Origin of the sequence: Salegentibacter sp. 24 (genome assembly GCF_004362395.1) — a bacterium.
Classification (GTDB): domain Bacteria; phylum Bacteroidota; class Bacteroidia; order Flavobacteriales; family Flavobacteriaceae; genus Salegentibacter.
Genome location: NZ_SNWE01000002.1, coordinates 62,703 through 86,642, shown reverse-complemented (window position 1 = coordinate 86,642; position 23,940 = coordinate 62,703). Strand labels below are relative to the sequence as shown.

Sequence of the window (23,940 nt, the reverse complement as noted above, 5' to 3'; positions counted from 1 at the left end):
ATTTTAATATGCTGAAAATCGCCTATCATCCTATTTACTGCCATCCCTTACCCGAAGGACATCGTTTTCCAATGGAAAAATATGAATTGCTGCCGAGGCAATTGATTCACGAAGGTACTTGCAGGGAAGAAAATTTTTTTGAGCCTGAATTTCCTGATCCAAAATATATTCTAAATGTTCACCAAACCGATTATTTTGAACGTTTACAAGATTTAAAATTAAGTAACAAAGAAATTCGAAGAAGTGGATTTCCACTTTCGCAAGCACTTGTAAACAGGGAAATGATAATTGCCGACGGCACGATGAAAGCCGTTCATTATTCCTTGCAACATGGCATCGCATTTAATATTGCAGGAGGAACGCACCATGCCTTTACAGATCACGCAGAAGCATTTTGTTTACTTAATGACCAGGCCATTGCTGCTAGATATCTCCAACAGGAAAGATTGGCGAGCAAAATTCTAATTGTAGACCTGGACGTACACCAAGGAAACGGTACAGCTGAAATTTTTCGGAATGATCCTTCCGTTTTTACTTTTTCTATGCATGGGAAAGGAAATTATCCATTTAAAAAAGAAGAATCAGATCTGGATATTGAAATTCCAGATGGCAGTGGCGACCAGGAGTATCTCAATATATTAAAAGATACTTTACCAGATTTAATCAAGAAGCAAAAACCTGATTTTATCTTCTACTTAAGCGGGGTTGATATTTTAGAAACTGATAAACTAGGTCGACTTTCCTGTACATTAAACGGGAGTAAAGAAAGAGACAGGTTTGTATTGCAAACCTGTCACAATCTAAACATTCCGGTCCAATGCAGTATGGGTGGCGGGTATTCAAAAGAAATAAAGATAATTCTTGAAGCTCATGCCAACACTTACCGACTAGCGCGTGAGATCTATTTTTGACCTAAAAGCAGCAGTTCGCTGCAAACTACTTCGGTGATATAACGTTTAGTACCATCCTGATCCTCCCAGCTTCTGCTAGTAAGCTTGCCTTCCACTCCGACTTCCTTGCCTTTGTTTACATATTTCTCCACCAGCTCTGCTGTTTTCCCCCATGCCACGATATTATGCCATTGGGTATCGGTTACACGCTCACCGTTACCATTTTTGAAGTTTTCGTTGGTAGCTACTGAGAATTTAGCCAGTTTCTTACCGGATTCCAGGTTCACAATTTCTGGCTCCCTACCAACATTCCCAACTAATTGTACTTTGTTTCTAATAGTGCTCATAACATATTAATTTTAAAAATTGAAAATCATTAGTTCATTTCAACAGGACAAACATAGCACGGAAATTTAGTCGCAATCGGTTGGTAATTATTTGTTTACGTTTAAAGGCGTTTGTAAACGTTTGGAAATATATATGCTAATAATTCATTTCTAAAAAGAGAGGTTTTTTTCCAATACTAAGAGGTTTAATTCTGAGAAGTTCTATTCAGTTGATTAATTATTTTGATTCACGGTTAGTTACTTATAATTCCTTAAAATTTTCTATTTTAAATACACATAGCTCACCCCACCTTTCAAATCAAAGCCTTAGGTTATTGCTATTTTCGATAAGAAATCATTACTTGTGGCAAAAAAATGCAACAAGAAGAATCCAAGGTTTGGTATGCCTGCTATGGCTCTAATTTACTTAAAGACCGCTTTAGATGTTATATTGGAGGTGGGCGCCCGACAAATGCCAAACGTTTTTATCCTGGTTGCAGGAACAAAACCCTACCCGAAAATTCAAAAGGAATTACTATTGATGCGGAACTATATTTTGCTAAGTCTTCAAAAACCTGGAGTGGCGGTGGTGCCGCATTTATAAAATCTAATTTCAACAAAAATTCACAAACCCTGGGTAGGATGTATCTCATCACAGAGCAGCAATTTATTGATCTGGTACAACAGGAAATAAAATTCACCGGTAAGTTTGATATAGATCTTCAAAAAGTAATTAAAAACCGTAGTCTGGAAATGAAAAATAATTCCTGGTACGGAAAAATCATTTGTCTGGGCGAGGAACAAGACCACCCTATTTTTACATTTACAAACGAAAATTATTTAAGAGATGAAATAAATCCGCCCCACGAATTTTATTTGAAAATTATTATTGAAGGCCTTAAGGAAACGTATTCAATGAGCGATTTTGATATTGCTGCTTATTTGAAGAATAGAGAAGGAATCAAAGGTTTCCCTATTGAAACTAAACTAACACAACTTATTAAAGGCAAATTATAAACCACAATTACTTCAGAAACTATGAATCCAGAAAAAGTAAACCTACAAGATAAATTCAAGCTTTTTAATGAATATTGGACACCTAAAATCATAGGGGAACTTAATGGCCAGCAGGTTAAATTAGCAAAATTAAAAGGTGAGTTTTTATGGCATGATCACAAGGATGAAGATGAAATGTTTCTGATTATCAAAGGAGATTTACAGATTCAATTTCGAGATAAAACAATAAACCTTAGGGAGGGTGAAATGTATATTGTCCCCAAAGGTGTTGAACACAATCCCGTAGCCAAGGAAGAAGCCTGGGTTTTGTTTTTTGAGCCAACTACTACCAAACATACGGGTAATATAAAGGATCAGCGTAGTGTTGAAATTCCGGATTGGATTTGATTAACCACTATATCCATTAAATTTTAAAAATGCAAGAATGTTTATTGGACTTTAAGTTCAAGGAAAGTTATCTTTACATACTTCAGAAGCTTTTCATCTCTTAATCAGAGATTGAAAACATCATAGCTCAAAAATTAATTGTATGTCCTTTAAAAAACTGAATACTGCGCTTATAGAAGCTTTGGAAAGACTGGAAATTCAAACTCCACTTCCTTTTCAAAAACAAATTTTACCAAAAATTAGTAGCGGAAGAGATCTTTTTATAGTAGCTCCTGAAGGTTCAGGAAAAACCACTTCTTTAGTTATCAGTACAATACAAAAATTGGAAAGTGTTGCTTTTGAAGATGCGCCACGTGCGCTTATTTTTGTAGAGCATAAAGAAGCCGCGCTGGCTTTGGAAGAAGAATTCAGGAAATTCACAAAGTATATGAATTTGAGAATCTTTAGCGCTTTTGATGCTCCAGATATAGAAAAACAGAAAAATGAAATTTACAATGGTGTTGATATCGTAATTGCAACTCCAAAAAAACTATTTAAACTTTTTAAAATTACCGGAATTAATGTAAGTCAGTTAAAAATCATAGCTGTAGAAGATGCCGAATTTCTCACCAAAAATAGCGATTATAACGATCTTATCAGAATTCCGCAGCATATTAGCAAATGCCAGTACCTTGTTTTTGCCTCAACCATAAATTCTAAAATTGAACGCTTAAAAGATTCATTTATGGCTCGTGCCGAAGTGCTAAGAATAAAAGTTTAGGAGATTTTTTGTAATTTACATAATGCAAAAATCTACAAATCTATTTTTAGTAATTCTCTTATGCGTTCTGAGTGTAAACGGACAAGATCTCACTAAACACCAGTGGAAAGACCGTTTGATTTTGATTGTAACTGAAGATGAAAATAACAAAAAATATCAACAACAACTAAGCGAACTCAAAAAGCATCAGGGAGGAATAAATGATCGACAGCTGATTATTTACCGAATTTTACCCGGTAAATACAATATAGGTTTTGCGCAGAAAAACTGGAATAATTCAGCTTTATTTTATAAGAAGTATAATGCTGAAGAAAATATTTTTCTGGTGATTTTGATTGGTTTAGATGGAAACGAAAAACTAGTTCAAACCGAAGTTATTTCTGCAGAAAAACTTTTTAATACTATAGACAGTATGCCGATCCGGCAATCGGAAATGCTTAAAAATAGATAGATTATACAAATTCATTTAAACTTGAAAATCAGTATTTATTCAGCTTTTTATATATATTTATTGTGAAAATAAGCAAAAATGCAAAAATTCTGTCTAGAATGTGGTGAGAAAATCTTTGGACGTGTAGATAAAAAATTCTGCAGCGATTATTGCCGAAATGCTTATCACAATAGTCGTAACAAAGACCGGAAAAACCTGGTTAGAAATATAAACAACCTGTTACGAAAAAACTATCGGATTTTAGAAGAATTCAACCCAAACGAAAAAACCACGATTAGCAAAACTAAATTACTCGCCCGAGGGTTTAATTTTGAATATTTCACCAGCATTTATACTACTAAAAACGGCAAAGTTTATTATTTTCTTTACGATCAGGGTTATCTTCCTTTGGATAATGGAATATACGCATTGGTAAAAAGGAACTAGCTTATATGCCAGTTATTGCTTTTTAATCGAACTGCGGCTCGCAAAACATCACTTTGACTAATTTGGCCTATAAGTTTCCCATCTTCTACAATTGGAAATCTTCTAAAACGCTTTTCAATAAAGAGTTTTGCGGCATCCATCACATTCATATTGCCATCTATAGTATCTACATTACAGGTCATTCGTTTCCCAACAGTAGCGTCATCCAAAGGCATATTATAATAACGACTGTCTGAAATTTGTTTCATACAATCCCCTTCAGAAATAAGACCGAGTAATTTATTATTTTCATCTACAACACAGCCCCCAGAAATTTTATGTTTGGTGAGCTTCTCGGCCACGTCTAAAATATTTTCGTGCTCCCTAAAAGTAATTAGCGAAGTACTCATATAATCCCTTACCAACATTGGGGCACTTTTCGGCTTCTCTGGTGCCGCCCTTTTTCCCTGAAAACTTTTAATACCCATACCTTAATTTTTTGATTACTAATTACTTAAATATAGTGAAAATTTAATTATTCTTAAACTCGCTTGTGAAGGTCACATATTCCATAAAATCTTAAGTATCTTTAATTCCGCTAAAAACAATCTGTTTTTTTAATTATGCTGAATAATATACCTCGCCTATTTTCTTTTGTTTTTATTGCTATTGCAGTTTGGTTCAGCTTTTATAGTAGTCAACCAAAACATATTGAGAAGGAAAATGCACCCGAAACCACTTTTGCAACCCAACGAGCCTTCAATCACGTTAAAAGAATAGCAAAAAAACCACATTATGTAGGCACGGAAGCCCATAGCCGTGTTAGAAATTATATAGTTGGAGAACTCCAGAAAATGGGTTTACAACCGCAGACCCATGAAGATTATATTTTAAATAAAAGGGGGACCCTGGTAAGGCCCCAAAACATTTTAGCGCGACTGGAAGGCACCGGAAGTGGGGAAGCTTTGGTAATTATGACGCATTACGACAGTGATCCACATTCTTCACCTGGAGCAAGTGATGCAGGCAGTGGCGTAGGAACTATTTTAGAAGGGATTCGCGCTTTCTTAAGCCAAAACAAGTCACACAAGAATGACATTATCATTCTTTTTACTGATGCCGAGGAACTCGGTTTAAGCGGTGCTGAACTTTTTATAAAAGACCACCCATGGGCACAAGATGCTAAACTTGCCCTTAATTTTGAAGCTCGTGGCAGCGATGGAAACTCTTTTATGTTTTTGGAAACCAATGCAGGAAACGCTGGTCTTATTAAAGCTTTTAAAAAAGCAGACCCCGAATTCCCAGTAACTAATTCCTTGGTTTACAGCATTTATAAAATGCTCCCAAACGATACAGATCTCACAGTTTTACGAGAAGAGGGAAAGATTCCTGGCTATAATTTCGCATTTATTGACGATCATTTTGATTATCATACCGCCCTTGATACCCCCAAAAATTTGGACAAAGAAACTTTAGCCCATCAGGGTAGTTATTTAATGCCACTTCTGAATTACTTTAAAGATTCCAAATTAGGCGAAGTTCAAACAAAAGCAGAAGTTGTGTTTTTTAATATTCCAGGAGGACAGATTATCAGTTATCCTTTTTCATGGATTTTCCCGATGCTTATTATTGCTTTCATTCTTTGTTTTATACTCCTTGGTTACGGATTTTCCAAAAATAAGCTTCAGTTAAAACCAATTTTAAAAAGCATTATACCATTTGTAGTGAGTTTATCTTTTTCCGCCTTATCCGTTTTTGTTTTGTGGAAAATTCTTTTGTACAGCTATCCGGAATATTCAGAAATGGAGCACGGTTTTACCTATAATGGCTACTATTATATCGCAGCTTTTACCTCACTTAGCTTATTGATCTCTTTTTTCACCTATTACCGGTTCAGACATATTGAAGACAAAGCCAACCTATTTGTTCTTCCTCTAATTTTTTGGATATTGCTTTGCACCCTGTTCGCCTTCTTTTTAAAAGGTGCAGCATACTTAATTATTCCAGCATATTTCGCCTTGTTACAATTTTTTATAATGATTCGTCAGAGTTCACCAAATTCCTTACTGATGGCATTTTTAGGATTCCCAGCAATTTTTATCCTCGTTCCATTTATTAAAATGTTTCCGGTGGCCTTAGGCTTAAATATTTTATTTGTTTCGGCATTACTTACAGTTCTATTATTTCAATTGTTACTACCGGTTTTTGCATATTACAAAAGCAATAAAAAAATTGCGGTCTTCTGTTTTTTAATTTTCAATATTCTCCTAATTACCGCGCATTTTAAAGCTGATTTTACTGAAAAATATCCCAAACCCAATTCATTGGTTTATCTTTTTGATGCCGATGAGAATAATGCAAACTGGTATTCTTATGACAATTTAGTAGACGAATGGACTAAAATGTATTTTGGAGAAAAACCGCTAATTGCACCTTCAGACAACAAAACTTTTAGCAGTAAATATGGCTCCGGATTTACCTGGCGCGAGAATGCTCCTAAAATTAAGCTTAATACACCTGACATTATTTGGGAGAAAATCGACTCTAGTAGAAATACAGATTCTTATTTATTAAAAATATATTCCAACCGAAAAGCCGATCGCATAGAACTATTTGCTGAAAGAACAATAGATTTTGAATCATTTAAAGTAAATGGACTCCAGGCTGATTCGGTTAGTCTTGGTAGTGACGATTTTCATATCCATACGCGAAGATGGCAAGAGCGCATATTGACTTACCATGCTTCGGGCAGGGATACACTGCGACTTAAATTCCGTTTAAAAAACACTATAAAACCAGAGTTCATCCTCTACGAATCCAGCTATGATCTATTGGAAAATAAAGCTCTAAACGTGCCGTCACGACCGAAGAGGATAATACCCCGTCCTTTTGTACTTAATGACGCTGTAATATTTAAGAAAACCATAAGCCCCGAATAACTATGGTTTCGTAGCTTTGGAAAAACTTATTTGAAATTTCCCTAAATTGAAATTGTATTGAAGAGGGCTATTTAAAATCATTAAAAACACCTTATAGAGGTTCGAGGGCTTATGAACATATCTATTTTAGGAACCGGCTGGCTCGGTTTTCCATTGGCAAAGATATTGCAGAAAGAACATGCAATAAAAGGCTCGGTTACAAGCCAGGAAAAAATGCAAGAGTTGCGTAATATCGGTATTACACCTTATCAAATTAAAATTTTCACTGAAGGAGTCCAAGGGGATCTAACCTCTTTTCTCGCAAATTCTGAAATTCTTATTATCGATATTCCTCCTGGATTGCGCAAAGATCCTAATGCCGATTTCGTGGGTAAAATAGGTCGGATTAAAGATTACATTGAAAAATCTGGAATTAAAAAAGTGATTTTTGTAAGTTCTACTTCCATTTATAAGGACAAAAAATATTTTCCAGAATATACTGAAGAAGACAAAGCGAACGGTACTTCAGAAGCAGCCAAGCAACTAATTGCTTCAGAAAGTCTTTTGTTGAAAAATGATCGTTTTCAAACTTCTGTGGTCAGGTTTGGGGGATTAATTGGCCCAGGACGACACCCTGTTAAATATCTTGCCAATAAAACCGGAATAAGAGATCCTAAAGCTCCGGTCAATTTAATTCAGCAAAAGGATTGTATCGGAATTATATATGAGATCATAAAGAAAGAAGCCTGGAATAAAATCTTTAATGCAGTTAACCCTTATCATCCGACCAAGGAAGGTTATTACCACAAGGTCGCCAAAAGAATGAACTTAAACTTGCCTAAATTTAATCAAACCGAAGTTTCCAGGGGAAAAAAAATAAGTTCCGTGAATATTAAAAAGTTTTTGGAGTATGAATTTGAAGAAGCTATTTAAATCAGCAGTTTAGATTCTCAAATAAGTAGTACAGCGTATTTAAAAACCTCAATTGTTTCCAAAAACAACGAGATTTAAAAATTTTTTAAAATCTCCTTTTTTAAAGGAGAAATTGGGTTAATCCAGTTAAAAAATAGTCCAGAATACTGATTCTCCTTTAGAAACTAAGAAGTTTTAACTTCAATCTCCTTTTCGGTAATCCTAAAATCCAAAGGCTTCATGACCTGTAATGCACTTTCTACTGAAGTAATTTTATCGAAAGTTAACAGTAAACGCAAACCGTTTCGGGTTTTCTTTTCTTTCATCGTGCATGTATGTCGGTGTGATTGCACATATTGCAACACTTTTGTAAAAATATTAGTTTGATAAAAAATAGAGTGCTGATCGGCGATAAAATAGCCGATTAATTTTCCTTGTTTTAAAATAACTTTTTCCAAACCAATACTCGCAGCAATCCACTTTATTCTTACACTATTCAGCAGATCTAATGCCTCTGTTGGCAATTCCCCAAAACGATCCATAATTTCGGCTTCAAACTTTTGTAACTCTTCTTCCGAACTAATTTTATTAAGTTGTGTATAAAGATTTAATCTCTCAGTGATACTATTGATATAATCATCTGGAAATAAAACCTCAAAGTCGGTATCGATCTGCGTATCTTTCACATAGGCCTTATCTTCAATATTTTCAGTTTCGCTATAGAGATCCTGGAACTCATTTTCTTTAAGTTCTTCAATGGCTTCGTTTAAGATTTTTTGGTAGGTATCAAAACCAATTTCATTAATAAACCCACTTTGTTCACCTCCTAGCAAATCCCCCGCACCACGAATTTCCAAATCTTTCATCGCGATATTAATTCCACTTCCCAATTCGGAAAATTGTTCCAACGCGCTAATTCTTTTACGAGCATCTTCTGTCATTGCCGAAAAAGGCGGAGTAATAAAATAACAAAAAGCTTTTTTATTACTTCGGCCTACCCTACCCCGCATTTGATGTAAGTCGGAAACCCCAAAATTATTTGCATTATTGATAAAAATGGTGTTTGCGTTTGTGACATCAAGACCACTTTCAACGATTGTAGTAGAAACCAGAACATCAAATTCCCCATTAATAAAACTCAACATTAGTTTCTCCAATTTTTTGCCCTCCATTTGACCATGACCCACACCTATTCTTGCATCGGGAACCACCCGCTGGATCATCCCAGCGACTTCCTTAATATTTTCAATTCTATTATGAATAAAAAACACCTGTCCCCCTCGCTGAATTTCATAAGAAACCGCATCTCTTATGGTTTCTTCTGAAAATCGAATAACGTTCGTTTCTATTGGGTACCGGTTTGGGGGCGGTGTGGTAATAGTAGACAAATCACGCGCGGCCATTAAACTAAACTGAAGTGTTCTGGGAATGGGCGTTGCTGTTAAGGTTAGGGTATCTACATTTTCTTTAATGGTTTTTAGTTTATCTTTTACAGAAACCCCAAATTTCTGCTCTTCGTCAACAATTAGTAAACCAAGATCTTTAAATTTAACTGCTTTATTAACTAACTGGTGAGTTCCAATAACAATATCTACTTTTCCACTTTCCAGGTCGGCCAGGGTCTCACGACGTTCCTTAGCTGTCCTAAACCTGTTTAAATAATCCACAGTAACAGGGAAATCCTTTAAGCGTTCAGAAAAAGTTTGATGATGCTGAAATGCCAAAATTGTAGTCGGTACTAGAACGGCAACCTGCTTCCCATTGTCTACCGCTTTAAAAGCAGCCCGAATCGCAACTTCCGTTTTCCCAAAGCCAACGTCACCACAAACCAAACGGTCCATTGGGCGCTCATTTTCCATATCTTCTTTTACAGCTTGGGTGGCGGTGCTTTGATCTGGTGTGTCTTCATAAATAAAAGAAGCTTCCAGTTCGTGCTGCAAATAGGAATCTGGACCAAAGGCAAAACCTTTTTGCAGACGACGTTTGGCATAAAGTTCTATTAGATTGTAGGCTATATGCTTAACGCGTGCCTTGGTTTTTTGCTTAAGTTTTTTCCAGGCGTTGCTACCCAATTTAAACATCTTGGGTTCTTTACCGTCCTTTCCGTTGTATTTCGAAATTTTATGCAGCGAATGAATGCTGAGATACAGAATATCCCGTTCCCCATAGAAAAGCTTAATGGCTTCCTGCATTTTACCCTCCACATCAATTTTTTGAAGGCCTCCGAATTTTCCTATTCCGTGGTCAATATGGGTTACATAATCACCGACTTCCAAATTGGTAAGTTCCTTAAGTGTAATAGCCTGCTTCTTGGCATAACCGTTCTTAAGATGAAATTTATGATAGCGCTCAAAGATTTGATGATCGGTATAACAAACATTTTTACCAATATCATCTATAAAACCCTGAAAGAGGGCTAAAGTTATAGTTTGGTATTTTACTTTCTGCTCCTGGTCATCAAAAATATCGTGAAAACGCTTTGCTTGCTGTTCGCTAACACAGAAAATATAATTAGTATATCCCTTCTCCTGATTTTCAATTAAATTCTCGATTAACAAATCGAACTGCTTATTAAAAGAAGGTTGGGGTTTGGTTTGAAACTCGATACTTTCTTCCGGTTCTAAATACGCCTGATTACTCAACTCAACAACCGAGAAATATTCCAACTGTTCCTTAATCAACTCTCCGTTGCAAAACAACTCATTAGGCTCACTGTGTTTTACCTCTTCTGAAAGTTTCCCAAAAGCTTCTTCAGCTTTACTAAAAAGCTTATTGGCCTGGGCGGTGAGCAAATCAAGATTTTTCACAAAAACCACTGTTTTTTCTGAAATATATTTTAGAAAACTTTCCCTTATTTCATCAAGGTGTTTGTTTTCAACATTCGGCATTACCGAAATTTTCTTCACTATATCTGTGGAAAGCTGTGTTTCTACATCAAAACTTCTAATGCTGTCTACCTCATCACCAAAAAACTCGATTCGGTAAGGCTCATCATTACTAAAAGAAAAAACATCTATGATACCTCCACGAACTGAGAATTCTCCGGGTTCAGTCACAAAATCTACCCGCTTAAATTTATACTCAAACAGAACTTCGTTTACAAAATCTATAGAAAGTTCATCTTCCACAGAAATCTTAAGGGTGCTGCGGTCCAGTTCTTTTCGGGTAACTACTTTTTCAAATAGAGCATCGGGATAGGTGACGATTATCGCCGGTTTTTTACGGGAATTAATTCGGTTTAAAACCTCAGCCCGTAATAACACATTGGCATTATCGGTCTCTTCAATTTGATAGGGACGACGATAACTTCCGGGATAAAAAAGTACATTTTTTTCTCCCACCAATTGTTCTAAATCGTTTAAATAATAGGCGGCTTCCTCTTTATCGTTAAAGATCAATAAAAAGGGCTTTCCCGAATCCTTAAATGCATTGGCAGCAACAAAAGAAAATGAAGAACCAGTAAGGCCTTTTAGTTGGATTTTAGTACGATTTTTTTCAGAAGAGGCAAGGGATTCCCTCAATTCCTGCTCATGTGGGGATTGTGCAAAGCTTTGGGCGATAATAGTTTTACTCATTGACGCAAAGATAATTGCAGAAATTTTGCCGCGCAACTCCTCAACAATTATTTAACGTTACTTGGTTTAACTATTTGTATTATGATCTTCCTTTACCCTAAGTTTTACCATTTCCCTAACAGCAACAAAGCGCTCAGATGCCTAATTTGCTGTAAGAAATTATAATTATGGCATTAGAGCATTTTGATATATTTGTAATAGGTACCGGTACGGCTGGAAAAGGGGTGGCCAAAGATTGTGCGAAGGAAGGGTTAAAAGTAGCCATTGCCGATAACCGGGAATATGGTGGTACCTGCCCAAATCGCGGATGTGATCCCAAAAAAGTTCTGGTTGGTTTTACCGAAATTTTAGATCGAGCCACTAAAATGCAGGGAAAAGGCATCACTAAAATGCCCGAAGTAAACTGGAGCGATCTTATAGCCTTTAAAAAAACTTTTGTAGATGCTATTCCAGCAGCCACCGAAAAAGACCTTTCCGCTGTTGATATTAAAATGTATCACCAATCTCCCAAATTCTTAGATGAAAACACCCTTTCTGTAGAAGGGAAAACAGTAACGGCCGATAAGATCGTGATCGCTACCGGCCATATACCTATGCTGCTAAAGATTCCTGGTGCAGAACATGCCCTCTTTAGTGAAGATTTTCTGGAATTAAAAAAATTACCGGAAACGATGATTTTCATTGGTGCCGGATATATTGGGATGGAGTTTGCACATATCGCTGCCCGTTTTGGGGTTAAAGTAACGATGATTGATTATGCGCCCCGCCCGCTACTTAGTTTTGATGAGGATATGGTCAAATATATCCAGCAAGTTTCTGAAGAGGAGCTGGAAATCAAATTTATTCTTAATGCTGAAGTAAATGAAATTGAAAAACTACAGAAGAATTTTAGGGTAAAGGCAAACCAGAATGGAAAAAAAGTTTCGGCAAAAGCCGAAATGGTTTTTAATACTGCCGGAAGAGTTCCCTCAATAGAAAATTTAGGTCTCGAAGAAGGGAACGTGGCTTTCTCCAAAAAAGGAATTACGGTAAACGAATTTCTGCAAAATACAACTAACAAAAATGTATATGCCTGCGGTGATGTTTCTGCTAGTGAAGGTTTGCCTTTAACCCCACTGTCTTCCCAGGAAGCTAAAATAGTTTCAGCAAATTTACTCAGTAAAAAAGAACCTAAAAAAGCGCATTATCCACCGCAGCCCACTGCTGTTTTTACCCTGCCTAAATTAGCTTCCGTGGGACTCTCTGAAAAAGAAGCTAAAGAACAAGGCTATGATTATACTGTGGAACATAAACTTGTGCCCGACTGGTTTAACGCCAAACACATTAATGAGAAGATCTACGCTTATAAAACGCTAGTGGACACAAAAACCGGACTCGTCATCGGTGCCCACCTGGTGGGTCCGGAAGCAGCAGAAATAATAAATATGTTTGTGATGGCGATGTGTGGAGAACTAGATTGTGGAACGCTAAAAAAGATGATTTTTACCTACCCAAGCTGGGCAAGTGATATAAAAGGAATGGTTTGAAAGCTTACCTCTCTAAAAATAGAAAACCGATCTTAACAACTAAGAATCTTCTCTCTTGAAAAGCCTAGTAATAGGATTGGTTTCCTTATTCATCCAGCCGTGATAAATAATATTGGAAAAAATAGTTATCGCTCCAATTAACGCAGAATAGGCTATAATTGGAATTTCCCCAAAATGCCTAAAATAGATAGCGATTAAAGCCCAAACCCCAACTGCTGCAAATTCCCGCATATTTCTACGCCAGATTATCGCAATATTCAAGAAAACCGTTACTACAATCATAATCACCGTCCAAAGTTTTTCTCCGAAGAAAGGCGCAGTCCAGTCAATTTTTGCAAGGTAAGCCGAAACATTGGCGATAGTCGCCACGGCTATCCAACCTGAATAAAGGCAGATAGGCCACCAGCTAAAAGCCAGGATTTTTAATGGCGCGTCCCAACGTTCCATATTAGTATTCAGGATAATTTTTATAAGAGAGAAAAGAATTAAAAACATTAGTAAAACTGAAAGTCCGGTGTATTCGAATAACCAGGTAACAACCCAGGCCGCATTTGCCAAGTTTGCGATCAAGAACCAGTATCCCGTTTTCCGAAGAAAATCCAAATCCTTTTTTGCTGAAAATGCCTGAAAGAGTTGATAGCTGGAAAATGCCAATAACGAAAAGAATATCACCCCCCAAATAGCGAAAGCGTAACTTTCTGGGGTGAATAAATTATAATATTCAACGCTAAGGCTCCCCATCGTGTTATCATTTATGATTCCAGTTTGGGAAATATAACTCACCGCGATAATTAAAATCACTGACATAAAATTCAGAACTGCAAGACGTTTTTCCATTTTAGCTGTTTTCTATTAAAATTACTTCATTTTGGGTTATAGCGTAAGCTTTCTCACCTTCATTTAATTTCATCATAAAATTACCGGTAAATTCTCCAAAAGCAGGGAAAATCAACTGGTCTTTTCTTTTGAAAAAACAAGGCAATTTAAGACTTTGCTTTCCTTTGCCGTTGAGTCGATAGCCTGGATGAATATGACCGGAAAGATTGAAAAAACCTTCCCTTTCTTCAGGATGATGAGTCAGTAAAAATCCATTCAATTGCCATTCAGAATGAATTTTGACCCTTAATTCTTTATATTTTAATGGAGAAATAATATCGTGGTTTCCGGCGATTAAGACTACTTCGGCTTCTACAAAACTAAGCCAGTTTTCGAATAAATTCCATTCGCTATTTAGATCGCTATGAAAAAGATCGCCTAAAAAACAGACCACCTTTGGCTGAAACTTTCCAACCACTTCACTCATTCTTAGAAAATTGGCGTTGATAGCTTTATGGGGTACAGCGCTTCCAAATTTCCTGAAGTGGGAGATCTTCCCTAGGTGTACATCGCTAATCAAGAGGATGGCTTTTTCCTTCCAGAAAGCGGCACCGCTGGGATGAAGTTCAAAGGTCTGGTTTTGGAGGTATATCGTCATTCGGAATATTAAGAAGAACCTTCTTGAAAATTAAATAAAATACGTCATTACGATCCCCATCCTAATGGGGAGAAGTAATCTCTTTTTGAATAGCAATATCGAGAGATTGCTGCGTCGGCTATTGCCCCCCGCAATGACAAATACTCAGGGCGACTCTGCAATTCAATTACAACTTATGCAAAATCTCTGCCGCCATTTGCAAACTTTCCTCTGTTTTGGCAAAGCAAAAACGTAGTTGATTATGGTCTTTTCCATCCTTATGAAATACCGAAACCGGGATTGTTGCTATCCCTTTTTCGGAAATCAATCTTTTCGAAAAATCGACATCGTGTTCATTGGTTATTTCAGAATAATCCATTACCTGGAAATAGGTTCCTTTTGAAGGCGTTCCTTTAAATTTTGAACCTTCCATTAACTTAAGAAATTTATCGCGTTTCTCCTGATAAAAATTGCCCAGAAGCAGGTAATGTTCAGGGTTTTTCAGGTATTCAGCAAAAGCACGCTGCATAGGATGATTTACGCAGAAGACCGTGGCCTGGTGGAATTTTATGATTTCTTTCATTAACACTTCAGGAGCTACGCAATAGCCCATTTTCCAACCGGTATTATGAAAGGTTTTCCCAAAAGAAGCACAAACGATAGCCCTTTCTGCTAAACCGGGAAATTTAGAGGCGCTTTGGTGTTCTTCCCCGTCAAAAATAAGATGCTCGTATACCTCATCGCTCAGCAAAATGATATTAGTGTTTTTCAATAATTTTTCAAGACGCTGCATATCGTCTTTCGAAAGAATTGTTCCTGTAGGATTATGTGGTGTATTTATCACGATCATCCTGGTTTTGGATGTGATTTTTTCCTCCACTTCCTGCCAATCAATTTCAAATTGTTTTCCTTTTAATTCAATTAAAACAGGTTTCCCCCCCGCTAATTTAATATCTGGCTCGTAAGAATCATATGCGGGTTTAAAAATAATTACTTCGTCCCCAGGATGAACAAAGGCGGTTATAGCACAATACAAGGCCTGAGTAGCCCCTGCTGTAAATATAATTTCGGAAGCGTCGTTATATTTTTTGCCGTAAAGCTTTTCAATTTTGTCAACTATTTGTTCCCTTAATTCTGGAATACCATTCATTGGTGGGTATTGATTATACCCTTCTTTCATTGCTTTACAAACCAGTTCTTTTAAATGGGCATCGGTTTCGAAATTCGGAAAGCCCTGGGAAAGATCAATTGCATCGTGTTTCCTTGCCAATCCACTCATCACAGAAAATATACTTGTTTTCCCAGCGGGCAGTTTTGAAGGAAGATTCTTAAAATCTGGCATTTCTCTATTTTTGAATAAGTTGCATAAAAAATCCCAAATTCAAAAAGAATTTGGGATTGATTTGTTCGTATTTAAGGAAGTTTTATCCTTTAGTGCTGGCAGCAAGATATTCACGGTTCATACGCGCGATATTCTCAAGAGAAATTCCTTTTGGACATTCAATTTCACAGGCTCCTGTATTACTACAGTTTCCAAATCCTTCTTCGTCCATTTGCCTAACCATTGCTTTAACACGCTCAGTAGCCTCAACCCTTCCTTGTGGTAGCAAAGCATACTGAGAAACTTTTGCTGAGGTAAACAGCATAGCACTCGCATTCTTACAAGCGGCTACACAAGCACCACAACCAATACAGGTTGCAGCGTTAAAGGATTCATCTGCTTTTTCTTTTTCAACAGGAATAGTATTCGCATCTACGGTATTTCCGGAAGTATTTACCGAAACATATCCCCAGGCTTGCTGAATCCTGTCAAAAGCAGTACGATCTACAATGAGGTCTTTTATAACCGGAAAAGCTTTTGCACGAAAAGGTTCTATATAAATGGTATCACCATCTTTAAAAGAACGCATATGTAACTGGCAGGTAGCAATTAATTTATCGGGGCCGTGGGGCTCACCGTTAATTTGCAAAGAACAGGAACCACAGATTCCTTCACGACAATCGTGATCAAACTGTATGGTGTCTTCTCCCTTTTCTACCAGCTGCTCGTTAAGAATATCCAGCATTTCAAGGAAAGACATATCCCCGTCTATCCCGTCTACAGGATAGTCTACTATTTTTCCTTTAGCAGTGGCATTTTCCTGACGCCATATTTTTAAATTAAGCTTCATATCTTAAAAGTATTGAGTAGTGAGTATTTAGTATTGAGCGCTGATTACCCAATACTTAAATCTCAATTCTATTTATAACTTCTTGTTTTCAATTCTATATTTTCAAATACCAAATCCTCTTTGTGAAGAACTGCATCGGATGGTTTTCCTTTGTGTTCCCAGGCAGCAACATATTTAAAGTTCTCATCGTCCCTTAAAGCTTCACCATCTTCGGTTTGGTACTCTTCTCTAAAATGTCCACCACAAGATTCATTTCTATGTAACGCATCTTTGGCGAATAATTCTCCCAATTCAAGAAAATCTGCTACCCTGCCTGCTTTTTCTAGCTCAGCGTTTTTAGAATTTGCGGTACCAGGAACTTTTACATTTTTCCAGAAATCTTCTCTTAACGCAGCAATCTCTTCTATAGCTTCCTTTAAACCTTCTGCATTACGGGCCATTCCACATTTGTTCCACATAATCAGTCCTAATTCCTTGTGATAAGAATCTACCGATTTGTTTCCATTGGCATTCATCAATTTATCCATTCGCTCTTTTACCGCTTTTTCGGTTTCTTCGAATTCAGGAGAATCTGTAGAAATAGCACCGGTACGAATATCATCTGATAAATAATTACCAATAGTGTAAGGCAATACAAAATAACCATCGGCAAGTCCCTGCATTAATGCCGAAGCTCCAAGCCTGTTAGCACCGTGATCTGAGAAGTTAGCTTCCCCGGCAGCGTAACAACCCGGAATGGTGGTCTGCAAATTATAATCTACCCAAAGTCCGCCCATGGTATAGTGAACGGCAGGATATATCATCATTGGGGTTTCATACGGATTCTGGTCTACGATCTTTTGATACATATCAAAGAGGTTTCCGTATTTAGAAGCTACTACCTCTTTTCCTAATTTTATAATTTCCTCTTTTGAAGCGTTTTTATTTCCTGAGGTAAAGGCTTTCTCTTTTCCGTAACGTTCTATTGCACTTGCAAAATCAAGATATACAGCCTGTCCTGTTTTATTCACTCCAAAACCGGCATCACAACGCTCTTTGGCAGCTCTGGAGGCTACATCACGTGGCACCAGGTTACCAAAAGCAGGATAACGACGTTCCAGGTAGTAATCCCTGTCTTCTTCTGCAAGTTGAGTTGGTTTTTTCTTACCTTCTCTTATTGCTTTTGCATCCTCCTTCTTCTTGGGAACCCAGATTCTTCCATCATTCCTAAGTGATTCAGACATCAAGGTAAGTTTAGATTGATGATCCCCAGAAACCGGAATACAGGTTGGGTGAATTTGTGTATAACAAGGATTGGCAAAATATGCACCGCGACGGTGCGCCCTCCAAGCAGCAGTTACATTACTTCCCATAGCATTAGTAGAAAGGAAGAAAACATTACCGTAACCACCGGAAGCCAATACTACGGCGTGAGCTGAGTGGCGTTCAATTTCACCGGTAATCATATTTCTGGCGATAATTCCCCTGGCTTTTCCATCTATCAATACTAAATCCATCATTTCGTGACGGTTATAAGGCTTGATTTTCCCACGGTTAATCTGTCGGTTCATTGCTGAATAAGCCCCAAGCAACAACTGCTGGCCAGTTTGTCCTTTGGCATAAAAAGTACGGGATACCAAAACCCCACCAAAAGAACGGTTATCCAGATAACCTCCATATTCCCGGGCAAAAGGAACTCCCTGTGCCACACATTGATCTATAATATTTCCGGAAACCTCAGCTAAACGATAAACGTTTCCTTCCCTGGAACGGTAATCACCACCTTTTATGGTATCGTAAAACAAACGATAATCTGAGTCGCCATCTCCCTGATAATTTTTGGAAGCGTTAATACCTCCCTGAGCGGCAATAGAGTGCGCACGTCTTGGCGAATCCTGGTAACAAAATGTTTTCACATTATAACCTAATTCAGCAAGAGTTGCAGCTGCGCTACCTCCGGCAAGTCCTGTTCCAATAACTATAACGTCGATATTACGTTTATTAGCTGGATTAACAAGATTGATATTGTTTTTATGATTGGTCCACTTTTCTTTTAGAGGCCCCTTAGGTATTTTTGAATCTAAAACTGACATAAATCTTACGTATTAAAGGTTATTAATATAGTGAAAAAGGGCTATAAAAATAAATCCTAGTGGTATGATGATCGCATAAGCCTGGGTAAATCCTCTAAGACCTTTAGCATATTTATTTCTCCATCCCATAGATTGAAATGAGGAAGAAAAGCCATGATAAAGGTGAAGGGCTAAAAATACAAATGAAACCACGTATAATATTGTTCTAACCGGGCTTTGGAATTTCGCTACCAACTCATCATAATAACGAGCAACATCTTCAGGATGGGATTCTATGTATTTGTGAATCATTTCCGGAAACCAGAAATCATAAAAGTGAAGCCCTAAAAATGCTAAAACCACTAGACCAGTATAGATCATATTTCTAGACATCCAACTGGAATTGGCATTCCCGTTAAATTTCACATATTTTATGTTTCTCGCACCACGGTTCTTTGCCTCCAAAATAAAACCCATTACAAAGTGAAAAATCACTCCAAAAATTAAAACCGGTTGCAACAAAGCCTGCACAAAAAAATTGGTTCCCATAAAATGAGAAACCTCATTGAACAGGTCTTTACTAAATACAGAAAGGAAGTTAATTGTGAAATGTTGAGCTAAAAATAAGACCAGAAAAAGTCCCGATAAGGCCATAGCCACTTTTCGTGCTATGGTTGAATTTAGAAATCCACCCATTGGTTTGATTATTTTATAGAGATTTAACAGCAAAAATACATCTCAAATGAGTTACTCACAAACTTTGAGATGTAAATTACCTGCTATTTAGAACTAATACAAAGAAGTTTAATATTTGTTGAATTGAATTTTGAATAATTCTCATATATACTTAGAAAAGCTCTCCAGAATGATATTTATCATTTTATACCTGATTTTGCAAAAACTTAACGGGAAGTAAGTTAACTTTTTAGTAATTTCAGAAGATAGATTTTCATCACTAATTCATAAGTTTTAATGGCTTTTATAGATTACTACAGATTACTGGAATTAGATAAATCTGCCAGCCAGGCCGATATTAAAAAGGCATACAGAAAACTGGCCAGAAAAAATCATCCAGACCTTAATCCAAACGACAAGGAAGCGCAACTCAGATTTCAGCAAATAAATGAAGCGAACGAGGTTTTAAGCGATCCCGAAAAACGTAAAAAATACGACCAATACGGAAAAGACTGGCAACACGCTGACGCTTACGAAGAAGCCAAAAAGCAACAACAAACATCAGGAGGAAGAGCATATTCCCAGGGGGGCTATGGAGGTACTGGTTTTGGTGGCAGCCAGGGCGGTCACTCGTATTCAGGAAATTTTGATGATGATACTTTTTCAGATTTTTTTGAAGAAATGTTTGGCGGCAACGCAAGAGCTCAAGGTTCTGGCCGGGGACGCCATTTTAGAGGCCAGGATTTCAATGCAGAACTTCAGCTAAACCTAAGCGATGTTTACACTAGCCATAAACAAACCCTCACGGTAAACGGAAAAAATATTCGGCTTACAATTCCAGCGGGTGTAGAAAACGGACAAACCATTAAAATTAAAGGTCACGGCGGACCTGGCGTTCAGGGTGGACCGAAAGGTGATCTCTTTATTACCTTTAATATTGTAAACAACACAAAATTCAAAAGAGAAAAAGAAAACTTATTCGCAGCGATAGACATTGATCTTTACACTGCCATACTCGGCGGTGAAATTACCGTAGAGACTTTTAGCGGAAAAGTGAAATTGAACGTAAAAGCTGAAACCCAACCTGGAACGAAAGTAAAATTAAAAGGAAAAGGTTTCCCTAAATATAAAAAGGATGACCAGTTTGGGGATCTAATTATTACTTACAATATACAGATGCCAACAAACTTAAGTCCCCGTGAAAAAGAATTGTTTAAGGAACTTCAAAAATTACGCTCATGAATTTAGAAGATTTGATCCCCACCGATGAGATTTATATTCGATATAAAGTTGAACACAACTTTGTAAGATCCTTGTACGAGAGCGGTTTAATTGAAATCGTGACTATAGAAAAAACTCAGTATGTGCATAACGAGGAAATTTCAGAATTTGAAAGGTTGTGGCGATTGCATTATGATCTGGAAATAAATTTAGAAGGACTGGAAGCTATTGAGCATCTATTGCGACAGGTAAAAAAATTACAGAAACAAAACCGTAGGCTTAAAAACAGGTTAGGCTTATATGAATAAGATAAGAGCTTTTTACTCTGTTAGATATTAATAACTTTGTAGCACATCAAAGAATATTTTTTAAATAGCACGGTTTGGATAATAGAATAAAAAAAACTTTTATAAGATTAGTTCAAAACCCATTTACCTGCACACTCTTTTTATGGATGTTTTTCATAATCTGGGACTATGGAAGGGAATATTTTAACATCCCTGAACTTTCAGACACAATACTTCACAGTCTTTTCATTGGAGTTTTTGTCGGTCTTTTCTTCTATTACTGGAATATAAAACCTGCATTAAAACACTAAAAGAATCAATAGAAATCACAATATGAGATACGATCAAATAGACAGCAAATTATTTATAAAAAATCGGAAAAGCTTTATGGCAGGAATGAAAGCCAAGAGTCTCGCGGTTTTTAATGCAAATGACATTTACCCCATCGGCGCTGACAGCACGATGCCCTTTCAGCAAAATCGTGACCTTTTTTATTTAAGTGGTGTGGATCAGGAAGAAGCGATCTTGGTGCTTTTCCCAGATGCACCTAAACCTGAACATCGTGAGATTTTATTCCTAACCGAAACCAATCCGCATATCGCAGTTTGGGAAGGCGCAAAATTAGACAAGGAAAAAGCACTGGAAGTTAGCGGTGTAAAAACGGTTTACTGGCTACAGGATTTTGAGAGAATTTTCTTTGAAGTAATGTCGCAATGCGAGATGATCTATTTCAATACCAACGAACATTACCGCGCCAATGTGCAGACAGAAACGCGAGATGACCGATTTATAAAATGGTGCAAGAAGAAATATCCCGCACATCAGGTAGCCAAAAGCAATCCTATTTTACAACGCTTACGATCAGTGAAAGACCCAATTGAACTGGACCTGATGCAGAAAGCTTGCGATATTACTGAAAAAGCTTTTCGCCGAGCTTTGAAATTCACAAAACCGGGAGTTTGGGAACACGAAATTGAAGCCGAATACTGGCACGAAATGATAAGAAACCGTAGCCGTGGATTCGCATATACACCAATTATCGCCAGCGGAAATAACGCCAATGTGCTGCATTACACCGAGAATAATCAACAATGCAAAGAAGGAGATTTGATCCTGTTAGATACCGGTGCAGAATACGCGAATTACTCCAGCGATATGACAAGGACTATCCCGGTTTCAGGAAAATTTTCAGATCGTCAGAAGAGGATTTACAATACGGTAAATAAGGTGAAAAAGGAAGCAACAAAATGGTTGGTTCCAGGCACGATATGGGCAGAATACCATAAGGAAGTCGGGAAATTAATGACTTCAGAATTATTGGGTTTAGGCTTATTGGACAAAGCTGATGTTCAAAAGGAGGATCCCAAATGGCCGGCTTATAAAAAATATTTTATGCACGGTACTGCACATAATATTGGTTTAGATACTCACGATTACGGAATTTTAACTGAACCTATAAAATCCAACCAGGTTTTCACCGTCGAACCAGGAATCTACTTACCTGATGAAGGCTTTGGAATTCGTTTGGAAGACGATGTGGTAATTCAGCCAGAAGGCGAACCTTTTAACCTAATGCGCAATATTCCAATTGAAATTGAAGAAATTGAAGAAATTATGAATTCTTAATTTTCTCAACACTGGAAATCACGGAATCTTCAAATTGAAAAGGGAATTCTTAAAAGCTAGTCCTGTTTTTTGAAGATATTATTTCAATGGTAATTTCCTTCACATTGACAATTTTTCAAAAAGCACTAAAACTATAGCCACGTTTTTTTAAAATCGTGGCTTTTTGTATTATGACAAATAATGAGAACAAACTACAATAACACCCCTATCTCCTTTACTACCAGGGGAATCGGGAATCCGCTTATTTTACTTCACGGCTTTTTAGAGTCTAAAGAAATATGGGAAGATTTTATCCAGGAACTTTCCTCAATACGACAGGTGATTTGTATAGATCTTCCTGGACATGGAGAATCAGGAAATATATCAGAAATTCATACGATGGCTGATATGGCTAAGGCAGTAAAATCTGTTTTAGATGAACTCAACATTAGAAAGGCATCTTTTATGGGGCACTCTATGGGTGGCTACGTGAGTTTGGAATTTCAAAATATTTTCCCTACAATACTGCATAGCTTGGTGTTGGTCAATTCTACCCCACAGGCAGATTCTGAAGAACGTAAGGCCAATCGCGATCGTGCGGCTGCTTTAGTTCTTAAAAACAAAAGGGCTTTTGTAAGTATGGCAATTTCAAATTTATTAACCCCTGAAAACAATAAAATATTTAAATCTGAAATTGATAAAATAAAAAATCGCGCAATGGAGTTTACAACTGCAGGAATCCACGCTGCTATACGAGGTATGAAAATTCGCACAGACCATACCGGACTTTTTGCGGAATTTAGTAAACAAAAAATTATTGTGGCCGGAAAACTAGATCCCGTATTGGATTTTAACACAATAAAAAACATAGCTAAACGATGTAAAGTTGAGTTTGAAAGTCTTCCAAATGGGCATTTATCTTATTTGGAAAACAAAAATGAGTTAATGAAAATTATGCATTTAATCGATTAATTTTAACTTTTTATCGAAGATTTAACTTTATTTTATACTTTAGAGTTTTAGAAACAAGAAAATCAAGCTTCTATGAAAGAAACAAACCCTATAAGATTTTCGTTCGGAAAGGTTTTTTGCAGCATTTTCGGACATAAACTACGTGTATCAAAAAATGTGACAGATCACGTCCACGAATATAAGTGCGAGAAATGCGGAATGGAAATGACCGACACTGCCAACGGTTTATTAGCTCGCTTAACTCCAAAATTTAGAGAAACGAACGATTACATTTCTAAAATACACAAAAAAAGAAAGCGCAAACATTTTGCCCATGCTTCCTAAATATTTTGTTTTAA

24 protein-coding genes are annotated in these 23,940 nt (G+C 37.0%); 15 read left to right on the top strand and 9 right to left on the bottom strand.

The features are described from left to right. The first annotated feature begins 8 nt into the window (after window positions 1-8). The gene (locus tag DET49_RS01735) at window positions 9-911 is read left to right on the top strand and encodes a histone deacetylase (protein ID WP_133546436.1); all 903 of its coding nucleotides are present in this window, start codon (window positions 9-11) and stop codon (window positions 909-911) included. Here DET49_RS01735 and DET49_RS01730 read toward each other — a convergent pair. Then, on the bottom strand, window positions 902-1,237 hold the full coding sequence (locus DET49_RS01730; RefSeq protein ID WP_133546435.1) for a single-stranded DNA-binding protein: 336 nt from the start codon (window positions 1,235-1,237) through the stop codon (window positions 902-904). The genes DET49_RS01735 and DET49_RS01730 overlap by 10 nt on opposite strands. Before the next feature lie 354 nt (window positions 1,238-1,591). Between DET49_RS01730 and DET49_RS01725 the strand changes: the two genes are divergently transcribed. The 5 genes from DET49_RS01725 (at window position 1,592) to DET49_RS01705 (ending at window position 4,257) form a co-directional block, all read left to right on the top strand. Continuing rightward, window positions 1,592-2,233 carry a hypothetical protein gene (locus DET49_RS01725; protein ID WP_133546434.1) on the top strand — a complete coding sequence of 214 codons (642 nt, stop codon included), beginning with the start codon at window positions 1,592-1,594 and terminating at the stop codon, window positions 2,231-2,233. 21 nt (window positions 2,234-2,254) lie between these two features. Further along, window positions 2,255-2,620 carry a cupin domain-containing protein gene (locus DET49_RS01720; protein WP_133546433.1) on the top strand — a complete coding sequence of 122 codons (366 nt, stop codon included), beginning with the start codon at window positions 2,255-2,257 and terminating at the stop codon, window positions 2,618-2,620. A gap of 142 nt (window positions 2,621-2,762) precedes the next feature. Further along, window positions 2,763-3,380: a DEAD/DEAH box helicase gene (locus DET49_RS01715; RefSeq protein ID WP_133546432.1), complete on the top strand. Its 618-nt coding sequence runs from the start codon at window positions 2,763-2,765 to the stop codon at window positions 3,378-3,380. Window positions 3,381-3,402: 22 nt separating this feature from the next. Beyond that, window positions 3,403-3,831 (top strand): DUF4174 domain-containing protein, encoded by a 429-nt coding sequence (locus DET49_RS01710; RefSeq protein ID WP_133546431.1) that lies wholly within the window; start codon window positions 3,403-3,405, stop codon window positions 3,829-3,831. Window positions 3,832-3,909: 78 nt separating this feature from the next. After that, the gene (locus DET49_RS01705; protein ID WP_133546430.1) at window positions 3,910-4,257 is read left to right on the top strand and encodes a DUF2116 family Zn-ribbon domain-containing protein; all 348 of its coding nucleotides are present in this window, start codon (window positions 3,910-3,912) and stop codon (window positions 4,255-4,257) included. On the opposite strand, the gene DET49_RS01700 is transcribed toward DET49_RS01705, so the two are convergent. Further along, on the bottom strand, window positions 4,254-4,724 hold the full coding sequence (locus DET49_RS01700; RefSeq protein ID WP_133546429.1) for a CBS domain-containing protein: 471 nt from the start codon (window positions 4,722-4,724) through the stop codon (window positions 4,254-4,256). The two genes, DET49_RS01705 and DET49_RS01700, sit on opposite strands and share 4 nt — an antisense overlap. Window positions 4,725-4,859: 135 nt before the next feature. Between DET49_RS01700 and DET49_RS01695 the strand changes: the two genes are divergently transcribed. Both DET49_RS01695 and DET49_RS01690 read left to right on the top strand, forming a co-directional pair. Next, a complete protein-coding gene (locus DET49_RS01695) occupies window positions 4,860-7,175 on the top strand; it encodes a M28 family peptidase (RefSeq protein ID WP_133546428.1) in 2,316 nt (771 codons plus the stop codon). Between the two features lie 111 nt (window positions 7,176-7,286). Further along, on the top strand, window positions 7,287-8,087 hold the full coding sequence (locus tag DET49_RS01690; RefSeq protein ID WP_133546427.1) for an NAD(P)H-binding protein: 801 nt from the start codon (window positions 7,287-7,289) through the stop codon (window positions 8,085-8,087). Window positions 8,088-8,251: 164 nt separating this feature from the next. On the opposite strand, the gene mfd is transcribed toward DET49_RS01690, so the two are convergent. Then, on the bottom strand, window positions 8,252-11,641 hold the full coding sequence (mfd, locus tag DET49_RS01685; RefSeq protein WP_133546426.1) for a transcription-repair coupling factor: 3,390 nt from the start codon (window positions 11,639-11,641) through the stop codon (window positions 8,252-8,254). A gap of 167 nt (window positions 11,642-11,808) precedes the next feature. Between mfd and DET49_RS01680 the strand changes: the two genes are divergently transcribed. After that, entirely contained in the window at window positions 11,809-13,167 is a 1,359-nt protein-coding gene (locus tag DET49_RS01680) for a dihydrolipoyl dehydrogenase family protein (RefSeq protein WP_133546425.1), read from the top strand. Between the two features lie 39 nt (window positions 13,168-13,206). On the opposite strand, the gene DET49_RS01675 is transcribed toward DET49_RS01680, so the two are convergent. The 6 genes from DET49_RS01675 to DET49_RS01650 all read right to left on the bottom strand — a co-directional run bounded on the left by DET49_RS01675 (window position 13,207) and on the right by DET49_RS01650 (window position 19,538). After that, window positions 13,207-14,004, bottom strand: a complete 798-nt coding sequence (locus DET49_RS01675) for a tryptophan-rich sensory protein (RefSeq protein ID WP_133546424.1) — start codon at window positions 14,002-14,004, stop codon at window positions 13,207-13,209. Window position 14,005: 1 nt separating this feature from the next. Next, on the bottom strand, window positions 14,006-14,641 hold the full coding sequence (gene pdeM / locus DET49_RS01670; protein WP_133546423.1) for a ligase-associated DNA damage response endonuclease PdeM: 636 nt from the start codon (window positions 14,639-14,641) through the stop codon (window positions 14,006-14,008). Window positions 14,642-14,807: 166 nt separating this feature from the next. Continuing rightward, window positions 14,808-15,962 carry a methionine aminotransferase gene (locus tag DET49_RS01665; RefSeq protein WP_133546422.1) on the bottom strand — a complete coding sequence of 385 codons (1,155 nt, stop codon included), beginning with the start codon at window positions 15,960-15,962 and terminating at the stop codon, window positions 14,808-14,810. Between the two features lie 82 nt (window positions 15,963-16,044). Then, complete coding sequence (locus DET49_RS01660) at window positions 16,045-16,791, bottom strand: succinate dehydrogenase/fumarate reductase iron-sulfur subunit (RefSeq protein WP_133546421.1); 747 nt, start codon at window positions 16,789-16,791, stop codon at window positions 16,045-16,047. Between the two features lie 68 nt (window positions 16,792-16,859). Next, window positions 16,860-18,863: a fumarate reductase/succinate dehydrogenase flavoprotein subunit gene (locus tag DET49_RS01655; protein ID WP_133546420.1), complete on the bottom strand. Its 2,004-nt coding sequence runs from the start codon at window positions 18,861-18,863 to the stop codon at window positions 16,860-16,862. A 12-nt stretch (window positions 18,864-18,875) separates the two neighbouring features. Then, window positions 18,876-19,538 (bottom strand): succinate dehydrogenase cytochrome b subunit, encoded by a 663-nt coding sequence (locus DET49_RS01650; RefSeq protein ID WP_133546419.1) that lies wholly within the window; start codon window positions 19,536-19,538, stop codon window positions 18,876-18,878. Window positions 19,539-19,814: 276 nt separating this feature from the next. Between DET49_RS01650 and DET49_RS01645 the strand changes: the two genes are divergently transcribed. The 6 genes from DET49_RS01645 to DET49_RS01625 all read left to right on the top strand — a co-directional run bounded on the left by DET49_RS01645 (window position 19,815) and on the right by DET49_RS01625 (window position 23,926). After that, a complete protein-coding gene (locus DET49_RS01645; RefSeq protein ID WP_133546418.1) occupies window positions 19,815-20,759 on the top strand; it encodes a DnaJ C-terminal domain-containing protein in 945 nt (314 codons plus the stop codon). Beyond that, window positions 20,756-21,046, top strand: a complete 291-nt coding sequence (locus tag DET49_RS01640) for a chaperone modulator CbpM (protein WP_133546417.1) — start codon at window positions 20,756-20,758, stop codon at window positions 21,044-21,046. The genes DET49_RS01645 and DET49_RS01640 overlap by 4 nt, the downstream gene beginning before the upstream one ends. Before the next feature lie 74 nt (window positions 21,047-21,120). Then, window positions 21,121-21,336 (top strand): hypothetical protein, encoded by a 216-nt coding sequence (locus DET49_RS18370; RefSeq protein WP_166636522.1) that lies wholly within the window; start codon window positions 21,121-21,123, stop codon window positions 21,334-21,336. 22 nt (window positions 21,337-21,358) lie between these two features. After that, entirely contained in the window at window positions 21,359-22,651 is a 1,293-nt protein-coding gene (locus DET49_RS01635; RefSeq protein WP_133546416.1) for an aminopeptidase P family protein, read from the top strand. 180 nt (window positions 22,652-22,831) lie between these two features. Beyond that, window positions 22,832-23,602, top strand: coding sequence for an alpha/beta fold hydrolase (locus tag DET49_RS01630; RefSeq protein WP_133546415.1), 771 nt, complete (start codon window positions 22,832-22,834; stop codon window positions 23,600-23,602). A 72-nt stretch (window positions 23,603-23,674) separates the two neighbouring features. After that, on the top strand, window positions 23,675-23,926 hold the full coding sequence (locus DET49_RS01625; RefSeq protein WP_133546414.1) for a hypothetical protein: 252 nt from the start codon (window positions 23,675-23,677) through the stop codon (window positions 23,924-23,926). Window positions 23,927-23,940: the final 14 nt, after the last annotated feature.

Bases quoted from the DNA above. Each gene is read 5' to 3' on its own strand.
- DET49_RS01735 (WP_133546436.1), top strand. From the start codon at position 9: ATGCTGAAAATCGCCTATCATCCTATTTACTGCCATCCCTTACCCGAA.
- DET49_RS01730 (WP_133546435.1), bottom strand. From the start codon at position 1,237: ATGAGCACTATTAGAAACAAAGTACAATTAGTTGGGAATGTTGGTAGG.
- DET49_RS01725 (WP_133546434.1), top strand. From the start codon at position 1,592: ATGCAACAAGAAGAATCCAAGGTTTGGTATGCCTGCTATGGCTCTAAT.
- DET49_RS01720 (WP_133546433.1), top strand. From the start codon at position 2,255: ATGAATCCAGAAAAAGTAAACCTACAAGATAAATTCAAGCTTTTTAAT.
- DET49_RS01715 (WP_133546432.1), top strand. From the start codon at position 2,763: ATGTCCTTTAAAAAACTGAATACTGCGCTTATAGAAGCTTTGGAAAGA.
- DET49_RS01710 (WP_133546431.1), top strand. From the start codon at position 3,403: ATGCAAAAATCTACAAATCTATTTTTAGTAATTCTCTTATGCGTTCTG.
- DET49_RS01705 (WP_133546430.1), top strand. From the start codon at position 3,910: ATGCAAAAATTCTGTCTAGAATGTGGTGAGAAAATCTTTGGACGTGTA.
- DET49_RS01700 (WP_133546429.1), bottom strand. From the start codon at position 4,724: ATGGGTATTAAAAGTTTTCAGGGAAAAAGGGCGGCACCAGAGAAGCCG.
- DET49_RS01695 (WP_133546428.1), top strand. From the start codon at position 4,860: ATGCTGAATAATATACCTCGCCTATTTTCTTTTGTTTTTATTGCTATT.
- DET49_RS01690 (WP_133546427.1), top strand. From the start codon at position 7,287: ATGAACATATCTATTTTAGGAACCGGCTGGCTCGGTTTTCCATTGGCA.
- mfd (WP_133546426.1), bottom strand. From the start codon at position 11,641: ATGAGTAAAACTATTATCGCCCAAAGCTTTGCACAATCCCCACATGAG.
- DET49_RS01680 (WP_133546425.1), top strand. From the start codon at position 11,809: ATGGCATTAGAGCATTTTGATATATTTGTAATAGGTACCGGTACGGCT.
- DET49_RS01675 (WP_133546424.1), bottom strand. From the start codon at position 14,004: ATGGAAAAACGTCTTGCAGTTCTGAATTTTATGTCAGTGATTTTAATT.
- pdeM (WP_133546423.1), bottom strand. From the start codon at position 14,641: ATGACGATATACCTCCAAAACCAGACCTTTGAACTTCATCCCAGCGGT.
- DET49_RS01665 (WP_133546422.1), bottom strand. From the start codon at position 15,962: ATGCCAGATTTTAAGAATCTTCCTTCAAAACTGCCCGCTGGGAAAACA.
- DET49_RS01660 (WP_133546421.1), bottom strand. From the start codon at position 16,791: ATGAAGCTTAATTTAAAAATATGGCGTCAGGAAAATGCCACTGCTAAA.
- DET49_RS01655 (WP_133546420.1), bottom strand. From the start codon at position 18,863: ATGTCAGTTTTAGATTCAAAAATACCTAAGGGGCCTCTAAAAGAAAAG.
- DET49_RS01650 (WP_133546419.1), bottom strand. From the start codon at position 19,538: ATGGGTGGATTTCTAAATTCAACCATAGCACGAAAAGTGGCTATGGCC.
- DET49_RS01645 (WP_133546418.1), top strand. From the start codon at position 19,815: ATGGCTTTTATAGATTACTACAGATTACTGGAATTAGATAAATCTGCC.
- DET49_RS01640 (WP_133546417.1), top strand. From the start codon at position 20,756: ATGAATTTAGAAGATTTGATCCCCACCGATGAGATTTATATTCGATAT.
- DET49_RS01635 (WP_133546416.1), top strand. From the start codon at position 21,359: ATGAGATACGATCAAATAGACAGCAAATTATTTATAAAAAATCGGAAA.
- DET49_RS01630 (WP_133546415.1), top strand. From the start codon at position 22,832: ATGAGAACAAACTACAATAACACCCCTATCTCCTTTACTACCAGGGGA.
- DET49_RS01625 (WP_133546414.1), top strand. From the start codon at position 23,675: ATGAAAGAAACAAACCCTATAAGATTTTCGTTCGGAAAGGTTTTTTGC.